Below are 20,011 nucleotides of genomic sequence, written 5' to 3' on the forward strand. Positions count from 1 at the left end.
GGCCGGGGCCGCGTTCAGGGTCCGGCCGGTGGCGCCGCAGGCCGAGGCCGGGTTCGCGCGCTGGTGCCGGTTGTCCACCAGGCTGACGACCGGCCCCAGCCCGTGGCACCGCCCCCACCGCGCCAGCTTCGCCTGCGCCCCACCCGGCCCGGGCGCGTCCAGCGCGTCGTTGACGCAGACCCCCGCCACGACGGCCAGCACGACGCCGACCCCGAGCGCGGCGTAGGCGACGCGGCGTCGCCGGGAGCGGCGGTCCCGCGCGGGACTGGTCTCGGCGTCGCCGCCGGGCGGGTCGGCTTTCGGGCGCAGTTGCATGAGCGAAGGGGTACCCGGCCCGAGCCGGGCAGCGCCGCACAATCACTCGGGCGGAGCAGTTGCCCTCACCTCAGGGGCGCGGGGCTCTGCGCCCTAGGGGTCGTGCGGCTCAGGCCCTTGCCGTCACCGCGCGGTGCGCGGCGACCGTGCCCCACGCCGTGACGCCCGTGGCCAGCAGCATCGCGGTCAGCGCCACCGCGACCGTGCCGCTCCAGCCCTCGGCGTGGTACGCGCTCGCGCCCACCGCGCCGCCGAGGCTGTTGCCGATGTAGTACGCCGCCAGGTACAGCGCCGAGGCTTGGGCACGACCGTGGGTCGCCGTGCGGCCGACCGCCGCGGAGGCGACGCAGTGGCCGGTGAAGAAGCCCGCGGTGATGAGGACCAGGCCCAGCAGGGTGAGTGGGAGCGACTCCGGCAGGGTGAGCAGCAGGCCGGCGGAGGTCGTGGCCACCGCCGCGTACAGCGCGCCCCGGCGGCCCAGCCGGGCGCCGATCCGGGCGCTCGCCGCGGAGGCGACCGTGCCGACCAGGTAGACCACGAAGATGGACGAGGCCAGCGCCTGCGGCAGGTCGAACGGCGCCGCGACCAGGCGGTAGCCGAGCACCGTGTAGACCGCACCGAAGACCGTCATGAACAGCAGGCCCAGCGCGAAGAGCCGCCCGAGCAGCGGGTTGGTGACGTGGCCGGTGACGGTGTGCCAGAGGGCGCGCGGGTTGACCGGGCCGGGGCGGAAGCAGCGGGCGCGGGGAATCAGCACCCGGAAGGCGACCGCGCACAGCAGGGACGCGACCGCGACGGCGGCCAGACCCGCGCGCCAGCCGTACGCGCCGGCGACGACGCCGGACAGGAGCCGGCCGCTCATGCCGCCGATGCTGTTGCCCGCCACGTAGAGGCCCATGGCCGAGGGCAGCGCCGACGGGTGGACCTCCTCGGCGAGGAAGGCCATCGCCGTGGCCGGCAGGCCGGCCAGCGCCACGCCCTGGAGGGCGCGCAGGGCGGTCAGCGTGCCGAGGTCGCCGGTGAAGGGCAGGACCAGGGCGATGGCGACGGCCGCGAAGACCGCCATCGTCATGATCCGCGTGCGGCCGAAGCGCTCGGACAGGGCGCTGACCGGGATCACCGCGACGGCCAGTCCGATGGAGGCGGCGGAGACGGTCCAGCTGGCCTGACCGGGCGTCAGGTGCAGGTTCGCGGAGAGGTCCGGCAGCAGCGCCTGGGTGGAGTAGAGCAGCAGGAACGTCGCCAGCCCCGCGCCGAAGAGCGCGAGTTGGGTGCGGCGCAGGCCGGGGGAGCCGGGCAGGTGGCGCAGGTCCTGCGGCTGGGCCGCGGAGCCGGAGCCGGAGGCGGCGGGAGCGGAGAGGGGAGTGGGGAGGGTGGCTGAGGCGGGGTCCGCTGGCATGCTTCAGACGCTAGGACTCTGCAATTGATGCGTCCAATACATCAATGGGCGATGATTGATGCTGTGACGTATGACCCCAGTTCGGAGCCGTCGACCCTTCCTGCGGAGCAGGTGGAGCTGTCGCCCACGTCACCCGCGGCCCGGCTGTCGCCCTTGCTCGCGCAGTTCGCCGCCGTCGCCCGCGCCGAGCACGTCACCCGGGCGGCGGCGGAGCTCGGCATGCCGCAGCCGACGCTGAGTCGGGCCGTGGCCAGGCTGGAGGCGGAGCTGGGCCTGGTGCTGCTGGCCCGCGAGGGCCGCACCGTCCGGCTGACCCGGGCCGGGCGGATCTTCCTGGCCGCGACGGAGCGGGCGTTGGCCGAGCTGGAGCGCGGCGCGGACGCGGCCCGCGCGGAGGCGGACCCGACCGGGGGCCGGGTGGCGTTCGGCTTCCTGCACACCATGGGGACGGAGGCCGTGCCGATGCTGCTGCGCGGTTTCCGTGCACGGCTGCCCAGGGTGCGGTTCCAGTTGGTGCAGGGTTATACCGACGAGATGCTGGCCCGGCTGCGGGAGGGCGAGTTGGACCTGTGCCTGCTCTCACCGCGGCCCGAGGCGCCGGATCTGACCGCCCGTCGGATGGGCGAGCAGCGGCTGCGCCTGGTGCTGTCGGCGGACCACCGGCTGGCCGGCCGACGGCGGGTGCGGCTGGAGGAGGTGGCCGAGGACCCGTTCGTCAGCCTGGAGCCCGGCTACGGTCTGCGTCGGATCACCGACGAGCTCTGTGCGCAGGCCGGCTTCACCGCGCGGATCTCCTTCGAGGGGGAGGAGGCCGACACGCTGCGCGGTCTGGTCGCGGCCGGCCTGGGCGTCGCGGTGCTGCCGCCCAGCGCGCTGCCGCGCCCCGGCGTCGTGGAACTGGCCATCTCCTCGCCCCCGGCGCGGCGCGAGCTGGCGCTGGTGTGGTCGTCGGTGCGGCCGCTGCCGCCGCCCGCGGTGGCGTTCCGCGACTACGTGCTCTCGGAGAAGGACCGGCTCCCGCTGCACGGGTGAATTGTCTGGCTTGTGACCATTACCCGCGAGGTGGACGCTGTTCCTGTACCTCTGAAAGGGGGTGGATCGGCATGACGTTCATGCAGGTCATTGAATACGAAACCACCGATGAGAAACGTGTCGACCGATTGATGGACGAGTGGCTGCGGATCACCAAGGGCAAGCGGACCGCCCACCACTCGACGATCGGCAAGGACCGGGACAAGCCCTCCCACTTCATGCAGATGGTCGAGTTCCCGTCCTACGAGGAGGCGATGCGCAACAGCGACCTCCCCGAGACCCGGCACATCGCCGAGGAGATGCGGGACGCCTGTGTCGAAGCACCCCGCTTCGTGAACCTGGAGATCACCCGAGACGAGATCGTCGACGAGGACGCGATGGCGTCCCTGATGGGTCGCGTCGTCACCGACCTGGGGGCGGTGGCCCTCGCTCCGTTGCTGGTCATCGGCGAGCGCTTGGGGCTCTTCTCGAGCCTGGCGGACGGCAGGTCGCGCACCTCCACCGAGCTGGCCGATGCCACCGGTACCCAGGAGCGCAACGTGCGCGAGTGGCTGTCGGCGATGGCGGCCAGCGGTTACGTCACCCTGGACCCGGACGGCCGGTTCCGGCTCACCCCCGAGCAGATGGTCGCCTTCTGCGACCGGGAGAGCCCCTACTACGCGCTCGGCGGCTTCCAGTCGTTCAGCGCCGCGGCCTGGCTGGAGACGCGCGACAAGCTGGAGCGCGCCTTCAGGACGGGTGAGGGCGTTGGCTGGGACCAGCACCACCCGGAGCTCTTCTCCGGCACCGCGCGCTTCTTCCGTCCCGGCTACGCCACCTTCCTGGTGGGCCAGTGGCTGCCGGCCCTCGACGGCGTCGAGGAGAAGCTGCGCACCGGCGGCAGCGTCGCGGACGTCGGCTGCGGGTTCGGCTACTCGACCATGATGATGGCCCGCGCCTTCCCCGAGGCGCGCTGCACCGGATTCGACTACCACGAGCCCTCCATCGAGGCGGCGCGCCGGCAGGCCAAGCAGGAGGGCATCGCCAAGCACTGCGAGTTCGAGGTGGCGGGCGCGGCGGACTTCGGCGGCGGCCCCTACGACCTGGTCACCTACTTCGACTGTCTGCACGACATGGGCGACCCGGTCGGGGCGCTCTCGCACACCCGCGCGCGGCTCGCCGACGGTGGTGTGGTCATGGTGGTCGAGCCCCACGCCGAGGACGACGTGGCGGACAACCTGAACCCGCTGAGCCGGGCCTTCTACGCGGCCTCCTCGCTGATCTGCGTGCCCGCCTCGCAGGCGCAGCCGGTCGGCCGGGCGCTCGGCGCGCAGGCGGGCGAGGCGCGGACCCGCGAGGTCGCGGCCGAGGCGGGCTTCTCGCACTTCCGCCGGGCCACCGAGACGCCGTTCAACCTCGTCTATGAACTGAGGAGCTGAACTGAGGAGCCGAACTGAGGAGCCGAGGAACGCACCTTCATGTCAGTGGCGAATCTACGCGCGTAGGAGCTAGGATCGGGAAATGGTGACCCACAACCCCCAAACCCTCGCGGCGCAGACCCCGCCTGCCACCTCGGAGCAGATCCGACGCGCACCGAAGGTGCTGCTGCACGATCATCTCGACGGCGGCCTGCGCCCCGAGACGATCATTGAGCTGGCCGACGCCGTCGGATACGACGCCCTGCCCGAGCGGGACCCGGCCAAGCTCGGCCAGTGGTTCCGCGACGCCGCAGACTCCGGCTCGCTGGAGCGGTATCTGGAGACCTTCGCGCACACCTGTGCCGTGATGCAGACGCGCGAGGCGCTGATCCGTGTCGCCGCCGACTGCGCCGAGGACCTCGCCCGGGACGGCGTCGTGTACGCCGAGGTCCGCTACGCCCCCGAGCAGCACCTGGAGCAGGGGCTGACCCTGGACGAGGTCGTCGAGGCCGTCAACGAGGGTTTCCGCCTGGGCGAGCAGCGGGCCCGGGAGAACGGCGACCGGATCCGGGTCGGCACCCTGCTGACCGCGATGCGGCACGCCGCCCGCTCCCGGGAGATCGCGGAGCTGGCCAACCGCTACCGCGACCACGGCGTGGTCGGCTTCGACATCGCCGGTGCCGAGGCCGGCCACCCGCCGACCCGGCACCTGGACGCCTTCGAGTACCTCGCGGGCGAGAACAACCACTTCACCATCCACGCCGGTGAGGCCTTCGGCCTGCCCTCCATCTGGGAGGCGATCCAGTGCTGCGGCGCCGACCGCCTCGGGCACGGCGTGCGCATCATCGACGACATCACCGTCAAGGACGACGGGCAGGTCGAGTTCGGCCGGCTCGCCGCCTACGTCCGTGACAAGCGCATCCCGCTGGAGATGTGCCCCACCTCCAACCTGCAGACCGGGGCCGCCGCCTCCTATGCGGACCACCCCATCGGCCTGCTGCGCCGGCTCCACTTCCGGGTCACCGTCAACACCGACAACCGGCTGATGAGCGGCACCAGCATGAGCGAGGAGTTCCAGCACCTCGTCGACACCTTCGGCTACACGCTGGACGACCTGCAGTGGTTCACCGTCAACGCCATGAAGAGCGCCTTCATCCCCTTCGACGAGCGTCTGGCGATGATCAACGATGTGATCAAGCCCGGCTACGCCGCGCTGAAGGCGGAATGGCTCTTCGCCTGAGCCACCCGGCGTCCCCCGCCCCGTTCCGACGGGGCGTCAACCTCCCGAATCCCCGTACGCCGATCGGCTGACGGGGATTTGGGACGGACCCGACCTCGTGGATACCTTGGGCGGCCAGTCGGGCACGCACTGTGATCGCTGCGCTCACAGGGCCGCTCGCAGGACACGAGGAGACTGCTCATGAAGAAGGCCACCCTGCAGGCAGCCGGGACGGCGGTGCTCGGTCTCGCGGCGGTCACCGCCGTCGCCGGTCCGGCCGCGGCGGACCCGCTCGGCGGGGTCCCGCAGGTCAGCTCGCTGACCGACTCGGCCTCGTCGCTGACGGCCCCGAACGGAAGCCTGCACGAGGTGACCTCGACCGCGCAGGGACTCATCAACAGCGCGACGCCGTCCGTGCGGAGCGTCCAACGCGACGGTGGCGTGCCCGCCGTCGGCGGAACGCTCGGCAACCTGCCCGGGGGCCAGCAGATCCAGGGCGGTGTCGGCCACGCGCTGGGTGCGCTGCACGGTCTGCCCGTGCAGGCGCCGTCGATCGGCTGAGCGGCCCTCCCGCAACACCGAATGCCTGGCCGCTGAAGGCGGGCCTCCCGGACCGGGAGGCCCGCCGTGGTGTGGCGTGGGCGCGGCCGGCGAGGATCAGTACTCGGCCGGGAGCAGCAGCCACAGCGCCAGGTATATGAGCACCTGCGGGCCGGGCAGCAGGCAGGAGAGCAGGAACAGCACGCGGACGGTGAGTGCGCTCAGCCCGAAGCGCCGGGCGATTCCCGCGCAGACACCGCCGAGCATGCGGCCGCTGCGGGGGCGGGCGAGGGTGGCGGTCGCGGACATGGGTAACTCCTGTCGCTGAGACTGTCGCCAAGGGCGTTCCCCGTGGTGGGACCGGCCGTCGGCTTGATGACTCAAGCCTCTCGCGCAGGAAGGGCGGTGGCGTCAGCCCCGCCGATGATCCGGACCCTTCCGGGATTCGTGCTCCGGGAGGCCCTGTTCTCAGGGACGCTCTCAGGGTTGCCCTCAGGGGTGTGCGCCATGACGTCCGCCACGGCCGCAGGCCCGGCGGCCGTGGCGGCGCGGTGGCGCAGCCAGGCGCGGGTGGCCGGGACCACCGCGAGGTGGGTCAGCGCGATGCCGATGCAGGGCAGCAGGATGTCGTCGACGTTCAGCAGGCGCAGCGACAGCGTGGTCTGCAGCACCTCCAGACCGGTCGCGATCAGGATGCCGGTCAGCAGGGTCCGGGTGAACGAGGTGACCGGTGACGCGTCCCTGCGGCCGCCGGCCAGCGGCAGCAGCACGCCCAGCGGCGCGAGCGAGAGCAGGCTGCCGAGCAGCTCCAGGTAGTCCCGGGCGGTGCCGCCGGACAGCTCGGCGCGGACCGAGGCGAACGGCGTGAGGTTGCTGTCCGCGAGCCAGACCGACGGGGTGCTGCGGAACGTCGCCCACAGCAGCACGGCCAGATGGACCGTCAGCAGCAGCAGACCGAGCCGCCGGGCGCCCGCGTGGACGGACGGCTGCATGGGACCGCCCGGGCGGGCGGTGAAGGGACGCGGATGGCCGGTGCTCTCTCCGTGCTGCACGCCAGCAGGGACGCGCGCGGTGGCGCGCGTGGTTGCGCGCCGGGTTGTGTGCGCCGTCACGGCGCGCCGGTGGCAGCGCTGGTGCAGTCGCTGACCGAGAAGCCGCCGGAGGACCGCGTCGAGGGCGTGCTCCTCGCTGCCGCCGTCGCCGTGGCGGCCGGTGTCGGCACGGCGGACCTCGCCGCGCGCCCGGAACCGCCGACGCCGGCCGATGAGCCGGCCGACGCGCCGGCGGACGAGTCGGCCCCCGGGGCGGACGTGGCCAGCTCCGAGGCGAGCACGCCCGGCGGCATGGGCAGGGCCGAGGCCAGCGCCTCCCACGGGGTCTCCGAGGTCGGCTGCGACGGCAGGTCCGTCGGGCCGACCGGCAGCACACCGCTGGGCGCGGCCGTGGTCAGCACAGCGGGACCGGTGCTCTCGGCGGACGATGTGCCGGTGGCGCCGGGCGGGGGCGGGCACGCCGTCCGGGAGGCCGGGATGCCCGCGTCGACCGGCACGGCGGTGCTGCGGATGCCGCACCCGCTCAGCGTGACGGCGGCGACCGCCGCGACGACGCAGGCGGCGAAGGCCGTGGCGGTCCCGCGCCGGTGGGGGAGCTCCGCCCGCTCCGGGGCGCCGGCGCGGGTCGTCGTCGTTCTGCGGTGCGCGTGCTGTTCGGTGGTGCTCATTACTCGCTGCCGTTCGTGGTCGGCGGGTTGTTCGGCAGCCGGAGGGTGAAGACCGCGCCGACCCCGTCCGCGGAGTTGGCCGCCGTGATGGTGCCGCCGTGGATGCGTGCGTTCTCCATGGCGATCGACAGCCCGAGGCCGCTGCCCTCGGAGCGGCGGCGCGAGGCGTCCGCCTTGAAGAACCGGTCGAAGACGTGCGGCAGCACGTCCTCGGGGATGCCCGGGCCGCCGTCGGCGACCTCGACGACCAGCCAGTCGCCGTCCCCGTCGGACTCCTCGCGGGCACGGACCCGGACCGGCGAGCCGCCGTGCTTCAGCGCGTTGCCGATCAGGTTGGCCAGCACCACGTCGATGCGGCGCGGGTCCACCCGTGCCACCAGGCCGCGCGGCGCGTCCAGCTCCACCGCGTCCAGCCAGGCCCGGGCGTCGATGGTGGAGGTGATCAGGTCGGCGATGTCGACCTCGTCGACGACGACCTTGGCGGTACCCGCGTCGAAGCGGGTCACCTCCATCAGGTTCTCCACCAGCTCGGTGAGCCGGCGCGTCTCGCTGACGACCAGTCGGACCGCGGGCTCGATCATCGGATCGAGGGCGTCCGCCTCGTCCTCCAGGATGTCCGTGACGGCCGTCATCGCGGTCAGCGGGGTGCGCAGCTCATGGGACATGTCGGCGACGAAGCGGCGGCTGGCGTGCTCGCGCGCGCTCAGCTCGTCGACCTGCGCCTCCAGGGCTGCCGCCGTGTGGTTGAACGTCCGTGACAGCTCGGCCAGTTCGTCCTGTCCGGTGACCTCCAGCCGGGTGTCGAGGTTGCCCTCGCCCAGCCGGCGCGCGGCCTCCGCGAGGCGCGCCACCGGACGCAGCACCGTCGCCGCCGCGGCCTGGGCCAGCAGCGCCGCCCCGACCAGGGCCAGCAGTGTCGCGATACCCAGGGACCAGGCCAGGGAGTTGAGATCACGCTGCTCGTCGTCGAGCGACTTGAACATGTACGCCGTCGGCCCGTTCGGCAGCACCCTGGTGCCGCCGATCAGGTAGGGCACGCCGTCGAGGTTCACCCGCTGCCAGAACAGGTGGTACTGGCCCGGCGCCGTGGTGCAGTGCGCGCACGGCTGCTCCACCTGCTGCTTCAGCACGGCGGGCACGGTCGCGGCCGTGTAGCGGGAGCCCTGCGACGTGACCGTGCAGGTCGGCGAGGTCATCGACACCCCATAGCGCAGCCCGGTGGTGGCCACGACGTTCGCGGCCAGCTGCAGGTCCTGGCAGCTCGGCTCCAGCGGCAGCGCCGTGATGGTGCGGTCCAGCTGGTTGCGGAAGTCAGCCAGCGCCGTGTCCTGGGTGCGCTTGAGCACCGCGTCGCGGTTGAGCCAGTAGGCGATGCCCGAGGACGAGACCGCCGCCGCCAGGGCGACGACCGCGCAGACGGCGATCATCCTTATCCGGAGCGAGGTCAGCCGCAGCCGCCGGGCCAGCCAGCTGGCGCGCGGGTGCGCGGAACGGGCCTCGGCGCCGGGCGTGGTGACGTTGCCGTCGCCGTCCTCGACGCCGTGGCCGCCACGGCCGCCGGAGCGACCGGAGCGGCCGGGACGGCCGGTGGGTGCGGAGTCGGTGGAGCGGCGGGTCATCACGCCGGCGTGTCCAGGCGGTAGCCGACCCCGCGCACGGTGCGGATCAGGGTGGGAGCGGACGGCACGTCCTCCACCTTGGCCCGCAGCCGCTGGACGCACGCGTCCACCAGCCGCGAGTCGCCCAGATAGTCGTGCTCCCAGACCAGCCGCAGCAGCTGCTGCCGCGACAGCGCCTGGCCGGGCCGCCGGCTCAGCTCCAGCAGCAGCCGCAGCTCGGTCGGGGTGAGCTGCAGCTCCGCGCCGCGCTTGGTCACGGTCATCGCGTTGCGGTCGATCACCAGGTCGCCGAAGGCCGCCGAGTCCGAGCTCTCCCGCTCCCCGCGCCGCAGCACCGCGCGGATGCGCGCGTCCAGCACGCGCGGCTGCACCGGCTTGACGACGTAGTCGTCCGCGCCGGACTCCAGCCCGACGACGACGTCGATGTCGTCGGAGCGCGCCGTCAGCAGGATGATCGGCAGCTGGTCGGTCCGGCGGATCCGCCGGCAGACCTCGAAGCCGTCGATGCCGGGCAGCATGACGTCGAGCACGATCAGGTCCGGGCGCTGCTCCTTGAAGAGCTTCAGGCCGTCCTCGCCGGAGGCGGCCACGGAGACCCGGTGACCCTGGCGGGTCAGCGCGAGCTCCAGTCCGGTACGGATCGCGTCGTCGTCCTCGATGAGCAACAGGTGAGACACGCGGTTCATTGTGGCGCACCGCCCGCGCGGGATCGACCCTCCTGTGCGCCGGTGTGCACCGCGACGGGCTCTGTGACACGCCTGTGACAGTCGGCGGACAGGGCCATGAAAACCCCCGGGCAGGATTTTCCATGTCGGACGGAACCAGCAGCCCGACACCGAACACCGACCGGAACCCGAGGGAGTACCCGATGAACGCAGTCCTCGAGGCGCCCGCCGACAAGGCCGCCGCGACCCTGCCTCACCAGACGTACTCCGTCCGTCACCTTCACGCGGTGGGACGCCACGAGGCGGCGTACGGTTCCTCGGGCACCTGGGAGTCGGCGAACGCCGACGACTTCACCGCCTACGTGAAGGAGCGCCGCGCGTCGCTGTACGCCACGGCCTACCACCTCACCGGCGACCGCTTCGCGGCCGAGGACCTGCTGCAGAGCGCGCTCTTCAGCACCTACAAGGCCTGGGACCGGATCTCCGACAAGGCGGCGGTCGGCGGTTACATGCGCCGCACGATGACCAACCTGCACATCTCCGCCTGGCGCCGGCGCAAGGTCAACGAGTACCCGACCGAGGAGATGCCGGAGACGGCGGGCGACACGGACGCCATGGGCGGCACCGAGCTGCGCACGGTCCTGTGGCAGGCGCTGGCCAAGCTTCCGGAGAACCAGCGCACGATGCTGGTGCTGCGCTACTACGAGGGCAAGACCGACCCGGAGATCGCCGACGTGATGGGGATCAGCGTCGGCACGGTCAAGAGCGGCATCTGGCGCGCCCTGCGCCGGCTCCGCGAGGACGAGACGCTGGCCTCCCGGGACGGGGACCTGGGGCACGCGTTCGGCGAGCTCGTCGCCTGAGAGCTTTTCTGAGGGGGACGCTGCGGGTACGGGGGTGGCCCGCAGCAGCACGAGGCCTGAGCCTTGGCGTTGGGGGACGCCGGGGCTCAGGCCTTCTGTGTTTTCGGACGTTGCACCACCCAGGGGCGCGGGGAACTGCGCGAGAAACCACCCGGGTGCGAACGGTCCCGGCAGTTCAGGGCCCTACACCGCAGTGGGTTGCTCGCGCCCCGCGGCGGAGCCGCTGATCGCTGCGGCCTCGCGCCCCTGACGCGCCACGCGCGCAAGGGCATCGCGGCCGTTGCACGGGGTCGCGCCGAGGTCGCGCTGGCGGGTGACCACCGCGCGCTCGGCGCGCATCAGGCGGTAGCCGCGGCGGATCAGGAACGGGACGGACTTGCGGGCTTCGCGCACGTCGCGCAGGAAGCGGCGGTAGGCCGTCGTCAGGGCGTGGTTGCGCAGGCAGATCGCATCCGCGAGCAGGCCTTCGGCCTCGCAGGCGCGGACGATCTCGGCCGCGAAGATGCCCTCGGCGATGAAGACGGGGGTGTCGACCGTCAGCATGCGGGAGCCGGCACGGCCGTTGGCCGGGATGGAGTAGATCGGGACGTCCGCCGCACCCGTGTCACAGAGCGCGCGGATGGCGCTGACCGCCTCGTCGGAGTGCCAGGACCGCGGGTCGTCCCAGTCGACGCTGCCGTCGTGGAGCCGTGGCAGGGTCGGGTCGTCGCCGTCCTTGTAGAAGTCGTCGAGCTGGAGCACTGGGAGCCCGGCGCGCTCGGCGAGGGTGGACTTGCCGGAACCGGAGGGGCCGCAGAGGAGGATGACGCGGGCCGGGGAAGGGTTCACGGAAGAGGTAGCCACGGGACACCAGTGTGACATCCGAAAGCAGCGAACGGGCACGTGCTCACGGCGAGAGAGCACGTGCCCGTGTCAGTGAGGGGAGACTCACATCCCCATCGGGTGCCAGACCGTCTTGGTCTCCAGGAAGGTCAGCAGGCGGTCCGTCCCCGGCGCGGTCGTCCAGTCGTAGGACGCCGACTCCGGGCGCAGGACGCGCTTGAGCGTGTCCGCTGCCGCCGTCTCCAGGGACTTGGCCGAGGCCGGGCCCTCGTCCGCCACCACGCCGGACAGGTCCAGCGCGTTGACGTCGGCGTGGGAGGCCAGCGTCGGGGCGATGTCCTCGGTGCGGCCGGAGATCAGGTTGACCACGCCGCCCGGCAGGTCGGAGGTGGCCAGCACCTCGCCGAGTGACAGGCCCGGGAGCGGGGCGCCCGGGGCCAGGGCGACCACGGCGGTGTTGCCCGTCGCGACGACGGGCGCCAGCACCGAGACGAGGCCCAGCAGCGAGAAGCCGTGGCCGCTCTGCGGGGCGACCACGCCGACGACGCCCGTCGGCTCCGGGGTGGAGAGGTTGAAGTACGGGCCGGCGACCGGGTTGGCGTTGCCCGCGATCTGGGCGACCTTGTCCGTCCAGCCCGCGTACCAGACCAGGCGGTCGACGGCGGCGTCGACGAGCGGCGCCGCCTTCTTCGCCGTCAGGCCCTCGGACAGCGCGACCTCGGCGATGTACTGCTCGCGGCGGCCCTGGAGCATCTCGGCCGCGCGGTAGAGGATCTGGCCGCGGTTGTACGCGGTCGCGCCCGACCAGCCGCCGAAGGCCTTGCGCGCGGCGGAGACCGCGTCGCGGGTGTCCTTGCGGGTGCCCTGGGGGGCGTTGGCGAGCCACTCGCCGGACTTGCGGTCGGTCACCTCGTACACCCGTCCGCTCTCGGAGCGCGGGAACTTGCCGCCGACGAAGAGCTTGTAGGTCTTGTAGACGTCCAGGCGGAGTGCCGTCGTGGGCTCAGACATCGAGGTAGGCCTCCAGACCGTGGCGACCGCCTTCGCGGCCGTAGCCCGACTCCTTGTAGCCGCCGAAGGGCGAGGTCGGGTCGAACTTGTTGAAGGTGTTGGACCACACCACGCCGGCGCGGAGCTTGCTCGCCATCCACAGGATGCGCGAGCCCTTCTCGGTCCAGATGCCGGCCGACAGCCCGTAGGGGGTGTTGTTGGCCTTGGCGACGGCCTCCTCCGGGGTGCGGAAGGTCAGCACCGACAGCACCGGGCCGAAGATCTCCTCGCGGGCGATCCGGTGGGTGGCGGAGACGTTGCTGAACACCGTCGGGGCGAACCAGTAGCCGGCGGACGGCAGCTCGCAGGCGGGGGACCAGCGCTCGGCGCCCTCGGCCTCACCGGCGGCGGTCAGCTCCTGGATCCGCGCGAGCTGCGCGGCGGAGTTGATGGCGCCGATGTCGGTGTTCTTGTCCAGCGGGTCGCCGACGCGCAGCGTCGACATGCGGCGCTTGAGGGCGTCCATGACGTCGTCGTGGACAGACTCCTGGACCAGCAGGCGCGAGCCCGCGCAGCAGACGTGGCCCTGGTTGAAGAAGATGCCGTCGACGATGCCCTCGACCGCCTGGTCGATCGGCGCGTCGTCGAAGACGATGTTCGCGGCCTTGCCGCCGAGCTCCAGCGAGAGACGCTTGGTCGTCCCGGCCAGGGTGCGGGCGATGGCGCGGCCGACCTCGGTCGAGCCGGTGAAGGCGACCTTGTCGATCTCGGGGTGCGCGGTCAGCGCGGCGCCGGTGCGGCCGTCACCGGTGATGATGTTGACGACGCCCTTGGGCAGCCCCGCCTGGCGGCAGATCTCCGCGAAGCGGAGCGCGGTCAGCGGGGTGGTCTCGGCGGGCTTGAGGACGACCGTGTTGCCGGTGGCCAGCGCCGGGGCGATCTTCCACGCCAGCATCAGCAGCGGGAAGTTCCACGGGATGACCTGGGCGGCCACGCCCACCGGGCGCGGGTTGGACCCGTAGCCGGCGAACTCCAGCTTGTCGGCCCAGCCGGCGTAGTAGAAGAAGTGCGCGGCGACCAGCGGCAGGTCGACGTCGCGGGTCTCCTTGATCGGCTTGCCGTTGTCGATCGACTCCAGGACGGCCAGCTCGCGCGAGCGCTCCTGGATGATCCGGGCGATGCGGAACAGGTACTTGCCGCGCTCGGCGCCGGGCAGGGCGGACCAGGAGGTGAACGCCTTGCGGGCGGCGGCGACGGCGCGGTCCACGTCGGCCTCGGTGCCCTGGGCGAACTCGGCGAGGACCTCCTCGGTCGAGGGGTCGATCGTCTTGAGCGCCTCGGAGCCGGTGGACTCGACGAACTCGCCGTCGATGAAGTGCCCGTACGTCGAGGCGATGTCGCCGGCGGCGGCGCGCGACTCGGGCGCGGGGGCGTAGTCGAACAGTGCCATGGTGATCAGTCCACCGTCACGTAGTCGGGACCGGAGTAGCGGCCGGAGGCCAGCTTCTGCCGCTGCATCAGCAGGTCGTTGAGCAGGCTGGAGGCACCGAACCGGAACCAGTCCGGGGAGAGCCAGTCGTCACCGAGGATCTCGTTCACCATGACCAGGTACTTCATGGCGTCCTTGGTGGTACGGATACCCCCTGCGGGCTTCACTCCCACCTGGACGCCGGTGGCGTTGCGGAAGTCGCGCACGGCCTCCATCAGCACCAGCGTGTTGGCGGGCGTCGCGTTGACGGCGACCTTGCCGGTGGAGGTCTTGATGAAGTCGGCCCCGGCCAGCATCGCCAGCCAGGAGGCGCGGCGGATGTTGTCGTAGGTGACGAGCTCGCCGGTCTCGAAGATCACCTTGAGGTGGGCGGCGGTGCCGTCCGGGCGTTCGCACGCCTTCTTGATCTCGGCGATCAGCTCGTAGATCTCCAGGTACCGGCCGGAGAGGAAGGCTCCCCGGTCGATCACCATGTCGACCTCGTCGGCCCCGGCGGCGACGGCCTCGGCGGTGTCGGCCAGCTTGACCGGCAGCCCGGCCCGGCCGGAGGGGAAGGCGGTGGCCACGGCGGCGACGTTGATCGGCGCGCCGCCGAGGGCCTCCTTGGCGAAGGGGACCATGTCCGGGTAGACGCAGACGGCCGCGGTGTGCGGGACGTCCGGGTTCCCGGGGTCGGGGTTCTTGGCCTTCTGGCAGAGCGAGCGCACCTTGCCGGGGGTGTCCGCACCCTCCAGCGTGGTGAGGTCGATCATGGAGATGGCCAGATCGATGGCGTAGGCCTTGGCGGTCGTCTTGATCGACCGCGTGCCGAGCCCGGCGGCGCGAGCCTGCAGGCCGACGGCGTCGATGCCGGGCAGCCCGTGCAGGAAGCGACGCAGGGACGCCTCGGAGGAGGCGACCTCGGCCAAGCCGCTGGCGGAGAGGGAGGAGGAGGACATGCTCACCAGCGCAGCATATCTACACGCGTAGCGTTTCGTCATGGGGGCGTCCGTGTGACTTTGACCGGCTGATGCGAGAACGAGACCGGCCCCTCCCGTGGTGAACGGCCTGAACTGCGGCAGAATCGGTGACCATGAGCGACACCCCGGCCCGTGAGAACACGGCCCCTACGTTTCAGGACAAGGTCTACCGCAGCGGGGGCGGCATCGTCGGCGGCGTCCTGCTCCTGGCCCTGCTCCTCTGGCTCTGCATCGACGCGATGGTCCGCGGCGCGGGCACCGCGCCCGGCCTCGCGGCGGCGGTGCTCGTCCTGGGCATCCCGCTGATCTGTGCCTTCACCCTGTGGCCCCAGGTCCGCGCGGGCGCGGACCGGCTGCTGGTGCGCAACCCCTTCCGCACGATCGAGACCCGCTGGGACGGCGTGGAGTCCCTGTCGGCCGCGCTCTCCGTGGAGCTGCGCGCGGGCGGGCACAAGTTCGTCATCTGGGCGCTGCCGGTCTCACTCCGTCAGCGGAAGCGCGCGTCCCGGCGCGCGATGATCGACACCGGCGACCGCGCGACGGTCTCCCGCACCCCGCGCCCCTCCCTCTTCGGCGCGCCGGCCACGGCGTCGACCGGCCCGACGGCCGCCTACGCGGACAAGGCGGTGGACGAACTCAACGAGCGCGTGACCGCGTACCGCGAGGAGCTGGCCGCGGATGCGGGCGAGCCGGAGGTCAAGGTCCGCTGGACGTGGTGGATCATCGCCCCGATGGTGGCTGGCGCGGCGACCCTGATCATCCTGCTCGCCGTCGGCTGAGCCCCGTCAGGGGCGCGGGGCTCTGCTTGATTAACTGCCTGCGCGAGAAACCACTGACATGCGGATGGCTCTGCGCGTTGAGGACCATCTGGCTCGGGTGGCTTGTCGCGCAGTTCCTCGCGCCCCTCAAGGTGTTGCAACTACAGGAAGGCTGCGTGCAGCGCTTCCAGCTCCCCTGCCTTCACCCCGTGCGCCAGCAGGTACTGCGACGCGTTGCCGTGGGTGGCGCGGAGGGAGGCGAGGAACGTGGTGATCAGGCCCTCGTGGACCGGGCGGGAGCGGCGTTCGTTGCCGTGCTCGTCGACGTAGTAGACCGGGCCGAGGTCGAGACCGAGGCCGGTGTTGGAGAGGTGGTAGTCCGCGACGATGTCGGCGTCGGCGACGCCGAGCGCGGAGAGCAGGGTGGCGACCGTGACGCCGGTGCGGTCCTTGCCGACCGCGCAGTGGACCAGTGCCGGCAACGCGCCCGGCGCGGCCAGCGCGCTGACGGTGGCGGCGATCGCCGGGCCCGCCGTCGCGGACATGAAGGCGTAGAGGTCCTCCAGCGTCTCCTCGCCCGCCTCGGCGTCCCGTTCCTTCGCCGCCTCGGCCGCCGCCTCGGCCTCGGCCTCCGCGTCAGCGGCATCCGCGTCGGCGCGCTCCCGCGGGGGGAACGTCGGCAGGTGCAGGAAGACGACCTCGCCGTCGAGCCGGTGGTCCGGCCAGACCTCCAGCTCGGGCGCGGAGCGCAGGTCGATCACGGTGCGCAGCCCCAACTGCGCCAGGCGCTGCGCGCCCTCGGGGGTGAGCTCGTGGAGGGAGCCGGCACGGTACAGCAGCGACTCGGCGACGCGCGCGCCGCCCTCGGTGAGGAAGCCCCCGGCGTCGCGCAGGTTGCGCACGCCGGGGACGGGGATCAGGCGTTCGGCACCAGAAATCGACACGCGGACAGCATGTCAGATCAGATGCCCGCGGCGGCTGCCAGATCGGTCTTCAGTGAGGCCAGCAGCGCCGCCGCCTGCTCGCGCGCGGTGGCCAGCCCGGCGGCGTCGGGGACCGGGACGACGACCTCCAGGTAGCACTTCAGCTTCGGCTCCGTCCCGGAGGGGCGGACGACCACCCGCGCCGAGGAGACCCCCTCGCCGCTCAGGTGGTACCGCAGGCCGTCCGTCGGCGGGAGCTTGTCGGAGCCCGTCTCCAGGTCCTCCGCGGAGTCGACGTGCAGGCCCGCGAGCCGCGTGGGCGGCTGCTCGCGCAGGCGGGCCATGGCGTCGGCGATCAGGCGCAGGTCGGCGACGCGGACGGAGAGCTGGTCGGTGGCGTGCAGGCCGTGGGTGGCGGCCAGGTCGTCCAGCAGGTCCTGCAGGGTGCGGCCCTGGGCCTTCAGGGTCGCGGCGAGCTCGGCCAGCAGCAGGGCGGCGCTGACGCCGTCCTTGTCGCGGACGGCCTCGGGGTCGACGCAGTAGCCGAGCGCCTCCTCGTAGCCGTAGCGCAGGTCGTCGACCCGGGAGAGCCACTTGAAGCCGGTCAGCGTCTCGGTGTAACCGAGGCCCGCGGCCTCGGCGATCCGGCCGAGCAGGGAGGAGGAGACGATCGTCGTGGCGAAGGTGCCCTTCGCGCCCTTGGCGACCAGGTGCGCGGCGAGCAGCGCGCCGACCTCGTCGCCGCGCAGCATGCGCCAGCCGGAGGCCGTGGACGGGTCACCGGCCGGGACGGCGACGGCGAGGCGGTCCGCGTCGGGGTCGTTGGCGATGACGATGTCCGGGCGGTGCTCGGCGGCGGCCGCGAACGCCAGGTCCATCGCGCCGGGCTCCTCCGGGTTGGGGAAGGAGACCGTCGGGAAGGCCGGGTCGGGGTCGCCCTGCAGGGTGACCACGGTCGGCGCGGGGAAGCCGGCGCGCTCGATCGCGGCGAGGAAGGTGTCCCGGCCGACGCCGTGCATGGGGGTGTAGACGACGGACAGGTCGCGCGGCGCGTGTGCGTCGACGACGGAGGCGGCGCGGGCGAGGTAGGGCTCCAGCACGTCCTCCTCGCTCAGCACGTGCCAGCCCTCGACGGCGAGCGGCACCTCGTCGAGCGTGCCGACGGCCTCGATCTCGGCGGCGATGCCGCTGTCGTGCGGCGGGACGATCTGCGAGCCGCCGAACGCGCCGCCCAGGTAGACCTTGTAGCCGTTGTCGCGCGGCGGGTTGTGGCTGGCGGTGACGGCGACGCCGGCGGCCGCGCCGAAGTGGCGGACGGCGTAGGCGAGCACGGGGGTGGGCAGCGGGCCCGGCAGCAGCGCGGCCTTGAGCCCCTGGGCGACCATCACGGCGGCGGTGTCGCGAGCGAAGGCCAGGGAGTTGTGGCGGGCGTCGTAGCCGATGACGACAAGACCGGAGGTGGCCTCCCGCTTGAGGTAGGCGGCCAGGCCGGCCGCGGCGCGGATGACGACGGCGCGGTTCATTCGCATCGGGCCCGCGCCCATCTCGCCGCGCAGGCCGGCGGTGCCGAACTGCAGCGTGCCGTCGAAGCGTTCGGCCAGTTCCGACCAGGCCTTCTCGCTGCCCTCGTTCGGGTCGCCCTCGGCGGCGGCGAGGAGCGCGGAGAGCTCCTCGCGGGTCTCCGGATCCGGGTCCTCGGCCAGCCAGGTGCGGGCCCGGGAGAGCAGATCGCCGTCGTGGTTGGCAGTCATCGCGTCACGTCCTCGTCTTCGATGCGGGCCGCACCGTGTGCGCGGTACGGGAGCCGCAAAGCCGTGGAAAAAGCCGTACAAAAAGCATGGCATCCGGCGTGCGGAGCGTCGGATGCCATGCGGGGGAACTCGGGAAAGTGCGTCAGATCCGTTCCAGGACCTTGGCCAGCAGGCCGCCCATGCGGGTGGCGGAGGTGCGGCCGGCCTCCAGGACCTCTTCGTGGTTGAGCGGCTCTCCGGTGATGCCGGCGGCCAGGTTGGTGACCAGCGACAGGCCGAGCACCTCGGCGCCAGCCTCGCGGGCGGCGATGGCCTCCAGCGTGGTGGACATGCCGACCAGGTCGCCGCCGATGGCGCGGACCATGCCGATCTCGGCCGGGGTCTCGTAGTGCGGGCCGGGGAACTGGACGTAGACGCCCTCCTCCAGGGAGGGGTCGACCTCCTTGCACAGCGCGCGCAGCCGCGAGGAGTACAGGTCGGTGAGGTCCACGAAGTTGGCGCCGACGATCGGGGAGGCGGCCGTGAGGTTGATGTGATCGCTGATCAGCACCGGCTGGCCGGGCTGCATGCCCTGGCGCAGACCGCCGCAGCCGTTGGTCAGCACGACAGTGCCGCAGCCGGCAGCGACCGCGGTGCGCACGCCGTGGGCGACGGCGGCGACGCCGTGGCCCTCGTAGAAGTGGGTGCGGCCGAGGAAGATCAGGGCGCGCTTGTCGCCGACCTTGATCGAGCGGATCTTGCCGGAGTGCCCGGCGACGGCCGGCGGCGGGAAGCCCGGCAGCTCGGTGATGGCGAACTCGTAGTCGGGCTTGCCGAGTTCGTCCGCGGCGGGGACCCAGCCGGAGCCCATCACGAGCGCGACGTCGTGCGAGTGCCCCTCGGTGAGCTCACGCAGACGCGCGGCGGCGGCAGCGGCCGCCTCGTAGGGGCTGACGGGGGTGGAGCCGGCGTTCGGCTGGGGGAAGGCGTTCACGAAACGAGGATAACCAGAATCTCCTACGCGCGTAGAGCACAAAAGGATGACATTCGGGTGGGTCGGCCCGGTTCATTCGGAGGAACGCACAGCGAACAGCTCAGCAGGGGCGCTTGCGCAGGTCCATCACGTAGTCGTGCGGGGCGCCCGCGGACTCGGCGGCGTCGGCGATCAGGCCCAGGTAGCGGGCCGAGGGCAGGCCGCCCTCGTAGTCGTTGAGGACGTAGGTCCAGGCGGTGACGTCGCCGTCCAGGGTGTGCACCCGGATCCGGAGCTTGCGGTAGTGCCCGAGCGGGATGCCCTCCCAGCGGTCCAGGCCCTCCTGGTCCATCGGGGCGATGTCGTAGAGGGCGACGAAGACCTGGTCCTTCTCGTCCTCGACGATCGTCGCGATCGAGCCCTCCCAGCCGAACTGCTCGCCCCCGAAGGTGAGCCGCCAGCCGTCCAGCCAGCCGGTGCCGCGCAGCGGCGAATGAGGGGCGCGACGGCTCATCTGCCGCGCGTCGAGGTTGCTGGCATACGCGGCGTAGAGCGTCATGGCTCCCAGGGTACGGGCCGGTGCAAGGTCCGACCGATT

The 20,011-nt window shown here is 72.4% G+C and carries 21 protein-coding genes; 6 read left to right on the plus strand and 15 right to left on the minus strand.

The window, feature by feature from the left end; translation table 11 throughout:
• A partial coding sequence (locus DN069_RS00855; protein ID WP_207892010.1) for a hypothetical protein occupies positions 1–315 on the minus strand: 315 nt, incomplete at its 3' end.
• 109 nt (positions 316–424) lie between these two features.
• On the minus strand, positions 425–1,714 hold the full coding sequence (locus tag DN069_RS00860) for an MFS transporter (protein ID WP_111498731.1): 1,290 nt from the start codon (positions 1,712–1,714) through the stop codon (positions 425–427).
• A 63-nt stretch (positions 1,715–1,777) separates the two neighbouring features.
• Here DN069_RS00860 and DN069_RS00865 point away from each other — a divergent pair, with 63 nt between their 5' ends.
• From DN069_RS00865 to DN069_RS00880, 4 genes are all read left to right on the plus strand, one after another.
• Positions 1,778–2,746 carry a LysR family transcriptional regulator gene (locus DN069_RS00865; protein ID WP_243638812.1) on the plus strand — a complete coding sequence of 323 codons (969 nt, stop codon included), beginning with the start codon at positions 1,778–1,780 and terminating at the stop codon, positions 2,744–2,746.
• A 131-nt stretch (positions 2,747–2,877) separates the two neighbouring features.
• Positions 2,878–4,164, plus strand: a complete 1,287-nt coding sequence (locus tag DN069_RS00870) for a methyltransferase (RefSeq protein WP_243638813.1) — start codon at positions 2,878–2,880, stop codon at positions 4,162–4,164.
• Positions 4,165–4,246: 82 nt separating this feature from the next.
• Positions 4,247–5,383, plus strand: coding sequence for an adenosine deaminase (locus tag DN069_RS00875; RefSeq protein ID WP_111498733.1), 1,137 nt, complete (start codon positions 4,247–4,249; stop codon positions 5,381–5,383).
• A gap of 180 nt (positions 5,384–5,563) precedes the next feature.
• Positions 5,564–5,923: a hypothetical protein gene (locus tag DN069_RS00880; RefSeq protein WP_111498734.1), complete on the plus strand. Its 360-nt coding sequence runs from the start codon at positions 5,564–5,566 to the stop codon at positions 5,921–5,923.
• 96 nt (positions 5,924–6,019) lie between these two features.
• On the opposite strand, the gene DN069_RS00885 is transcribed toward DN069_RS00880, so the two are convergent.
• From DN069_RS00885 to DN069_RS00905, 5 genes are all read right to left on the minus strand, one after another.
• The gene (locus DN069_RS00885) at positions 6,020–6,211 is read right to left on the minus strand and encodes a PspC domain-containing protein (protein ID WP_111498735.1); all 192 of its coding nucleotides are present in this window, start codon (positions 6,209–6,211) and stop codon (positions 6,020–6,022) included.
• Positions 6,212–6,282: 71 nt separating this feature from the next.
• Positions 6,283–6,954, minus strand: a complete 672-nt coding sequence (locus DN069_RS00890) for a VanZ family protein (protein ID WP_111498736.1) — start codon at positions 6,952–6,954, stop codon at positions 6,283–6,285.
• A 56-nt stretch (positions 6,955–7,010) separates the two neighbouring features.
• The gene (locus DN069_RS00895; RefSeq protein ID WP_111498737.1) at positions 7,011–7,622 is read right to left on the minus strand and encodes a hypothetical protein; all 612 of its coding nucleotides are present in this window, start codon (positions 7,620–7,622) and stop codon (positions 7,011–7,013) included.
• On the minus strand, positions 7,622–9,241 hold the full coding sequence (locus DN069_RS00900; RefSeq protein ID WP_111498738.1) for a sensor histidine kinase: 1,620 nt from the start codon (positions 9,239–9,241) through the stop codon (positions 7,622–7,624). Before DN069_RS00900 ends, DN069_RS00895 begins: the two co-directional genes overlap by 1 nt.
• Positions 9,241–9,918, minus strand: coding sequence for a response regulator transcription factor (locus DN069_RS00905; protein WP_111498835.1), 678 nt, complete (start codon positions 9,916–9,918; stop codon positions 9,241–9,243). Before DN069_RS00905 ends, DN069_RS00900 begins: the two co-directional genes overlap by 1 nt.
• 191 nt (positions 9,919–10,109) lie before the next feature.
• Between DN069_RS00905 and DN069_RS00910 the strand changes: the two genes are divergently transcribed.
• A complete protein-coding gene (locus DN069_RS00910) occupies positions 10,110–10,769 on the plus strand; it encodes a SigE family RNA polymerase sigma factor (protein WP_111498836.1) in 660 nt (219 codons plus the stop codon).
• A gap of 183 nt (positions 10,770–10,952) precedes the next feature.
• On the opposite strand, the gene DN069_RS00915 is transcribed toward DN069_RS00910, so the two are convergent.
• The 4 genes from DN069_RS00915 to deoC all read right to left on the minus strand — a co-directional run bounded on the left by DN069_RS00915 (position 10,953) and on the right by deoC (position 15,008).
• Positions 10,953–11,630, minus strand: a complete 678-nt coding sequence (locus tag DN069_RS00915; protein ID WP_111498739.1) for a uridine kinase family protein — start codon at positions 11,628–11,630, stop codon at positions 10,953–10,955.
• A 66-nt stretch (positions 11,631–11,696) separates the two neighbouring features.
• Complete coding sequence (locus DN069_RS00920; RefSeq protein WP_111498740.1) at positions 11,697–12,602, minus strand: aldehyde dehydrogenase family protein; 906 nt, start codon at positions 12,600–12,602, stop codon at positions 11,697–11,699.
• Positions 12,595–14,031, minus strand: a complete 1,437-nt coding sequence (locus DN069_RS00925) for an aldehyde dehydrogenase family protein (RefSeq protein ID WP_111498741.1) — start codon at positions 14,029–14,031, stop codon at positions 12,595–12,597. Before DN069_RS00925 ends, DN069_RS00920 begins: the two co-directional genes overlap by 8 nt.
• Before the next feature lie 5 nt (positions 14,032–14,036).
• Complete coding sequence (gene deoC / locus DN069_RS00930; RefSeq protein ID WP_243638825.1) at positions 14,037–15,008, minus strand: deoxyribose-phosphate aldolase; 972 nt, start codon at positions 15,006–15,008, stop codon at positions 14,037–14,039.
• A 134-nt stretch (positions 15,009–15,142) separates the two neighbouring features.
• On the opposite strand from deoC, the gene DN069_RS00935 reads away from it, so the two are divergent.
• Positions 15,143–15,808 carry a PH domain-containing protein gene (locus tag DN069_RS00935; RefSeq protein WP_111498743.1) on the plus strand — a complete coding sequence of 222 codons (666 nt, stop codon included), beginning with the start codon at positions 15,143–15,145 and terminating at the stop codon, positions 15,806–15,808.
• 140 nt (positions 15,809–15,948) lie between these two features.
• Here the strand turns inward: DN069_RS00935 and DN069_RS00940 are convergent, their stop codons facing one another.
• The 4 genes from DN069_RS00940 to DN069_RS00955 all read right to left on the minus strand — a co-directional run bounded on the left by DN069_RS00940 (position 15,949) and on the right by DN069_RS00955 (position 19,972).
• A complete protein-coding gene (locus DN069_RS00940; RefSeq protein ID WP_111498744.1) occupies positions 15,949–16,731 on the minus strand; it encodes a tyrosine-protein phosphatase in 783 nt (260 codons plus the stop codon).
• 17 nt (positions 16,732–16,748) lie between these two features.
• Positions 16,749–18,461: a phospho-sugar mutase gene (locus DN069_RS00945; RefSeq protein ID WP_111498745.1), complete on the minus strand. Its 1,713-nt coding sequence runs from the start codon at positions 18,459–18,461 to the stop codon at positions 16,749–16,751.
• Between the two features lie 142 nt (positions 18,462–18,603).
• Entirely contained in the window at positions 18,604–19,434 is an 831-nt protein-coding gene (locus DN069_RS00950; RefSeq protein WP_111498746.1) for a purine-nucleoside phosphorylase, read from the minus strand.
• Positions 19,435–19,534: 100 nt separating this feature from the next.
• Entirely contained in the window at positions 19,535–19,972 is a 438-nt protein-coding gene (locus DN069_RS00955) for a gamma-glutamylcyclotransferase family protein (RefSeq protein ID WP_111498747.1), read from the minus strand.
• Positions 19,973–20,011: the final 39 nt, after the last annotated feature.

Source organism: Streptacidiphilus pinicola, assembly GCF_003258295.1.
In the GTDB taxonomy this organism is placed as follows: Bacteria; Actinomycetota; Actinomycetes; order Streptomycetales; family Streptomycetaceae; genus Streptacidiphilus; species Streptacidiphilus pinicola.

What these genes read in the sequence shown, in the direction of transcription:
- DN069_RS00860 (WP_111498731.1), bottom strand. Translation starts at nt 1,714, where the DNA reads ATGCCAGCGGACCCCGCCTCAGCCACCCTCCCCACTCCCCTCTCCGCT.
- DN069_RS00870 (WP_243638813.1), top strand. Translation starts at nt 2,878, where the DNA reads ATGGACGAGTGGCTGCGGATCACCAAGGGCAAGCGGACCGCCCACCAC.
- DN069_RS00875 (WP_111498733.1), top strand. Translation starts at nt 4,247, where the DNA reads ATGGTGACCCACAACCCCCAAACCCTCGCGGCGCAGACCCCGCCTGCC.
- DN069_RS00880 (WP_111498734.1), top strand. Translation starts at nt 5,564, where the DNA reads ATGAAGAAGGCCACCCTGCAGGCAGCCGGGACGGCGGTGCTCGGTCTC.
- DN069_RS00885 (WP_111498735.1), bottom strand. Translation starts at nt 6,211, where the DNA reads ATGTCCGCGACCGCCACCCTCGCCCGCCCCCGCAGCGGCCGCATGCTC.
- DN069_RS00895 (WP_111498737.1), bottom strand. Translation starts at nt 7,622, where the DNA reads ATGAGCACCACCGAACAGCACGCGCACCGCAGAACGACGACGACCCGC.
- DN069_RS00900 (WP_111498738.1), bottom strand. Translation starts at nt 9,241, where the DNA reads ATGACCCGCCGCTCCACCGACTCCGCACCCACCGGCCGTCCCGGCCGC.
- DN069_RS00910 (WP_111498836.1), top strand. Translation starts at nt 10,110, where the DNA reads ATGAACGCAGTCCTCGAGGCGCCCGCCGACAAGGCCGCCGCGACCCTG.
- DN069_RS00915 (WP_111498739.1), bottom strand. Translation starts at nt 11,630, where the DNA reads ATGTCACACTGGTGTCCCGTGGCTACCTCTTCCGTGAACCCTTCCCCG.
- DN069_RS00920 (WP_111498740.1), bottom strand. Translation starts at nt 12,602, where the DNA reads ATGTCTGAGCCCACGACGGCACTCCGCCTGGACGTCTACAAGACCTAC.
- DN069_RS00925 (WP_111498741.1), bottom strand. Translation starts at nt 14,031, where the DNA reads ATGGCACTGTTCGACTACGCCCCCGCGCCCGAGTCGCGCGCCGCCGCC.
- deoC (WP_243638825.1), bottom strand. Translation starts at nt 15,008, where the DNA reads ATGTCCTCCTCCTCCCTCTCCGCCAGCGGCTTGGCCGAGGTCGCCTCC.
- DN069_RS00935 (WP_111498743.1), top strand. Translation starts at nt 15,143, where the DNA reads ATGAGCGACACCCCGGCCCGTGAGAACACGGCCCCTACGTTTCAGGAC.
- DN069_RS00945 (WP_111498745.1), bottom strand. Translation starts at nt 18,461, where the DNA reads ATGACTGCCAACCACGACGGCGATCTGCTCTCCCGGGCCCGCACCTGG.
- DN069_RS00955 (WP_111498747.1), bottom strand. Translation starts at nt 19,972, where the DNA reads ATGACGCTCTACGCCGCGTATGCCAGCAACCTCGACGCGCGGCAGATG.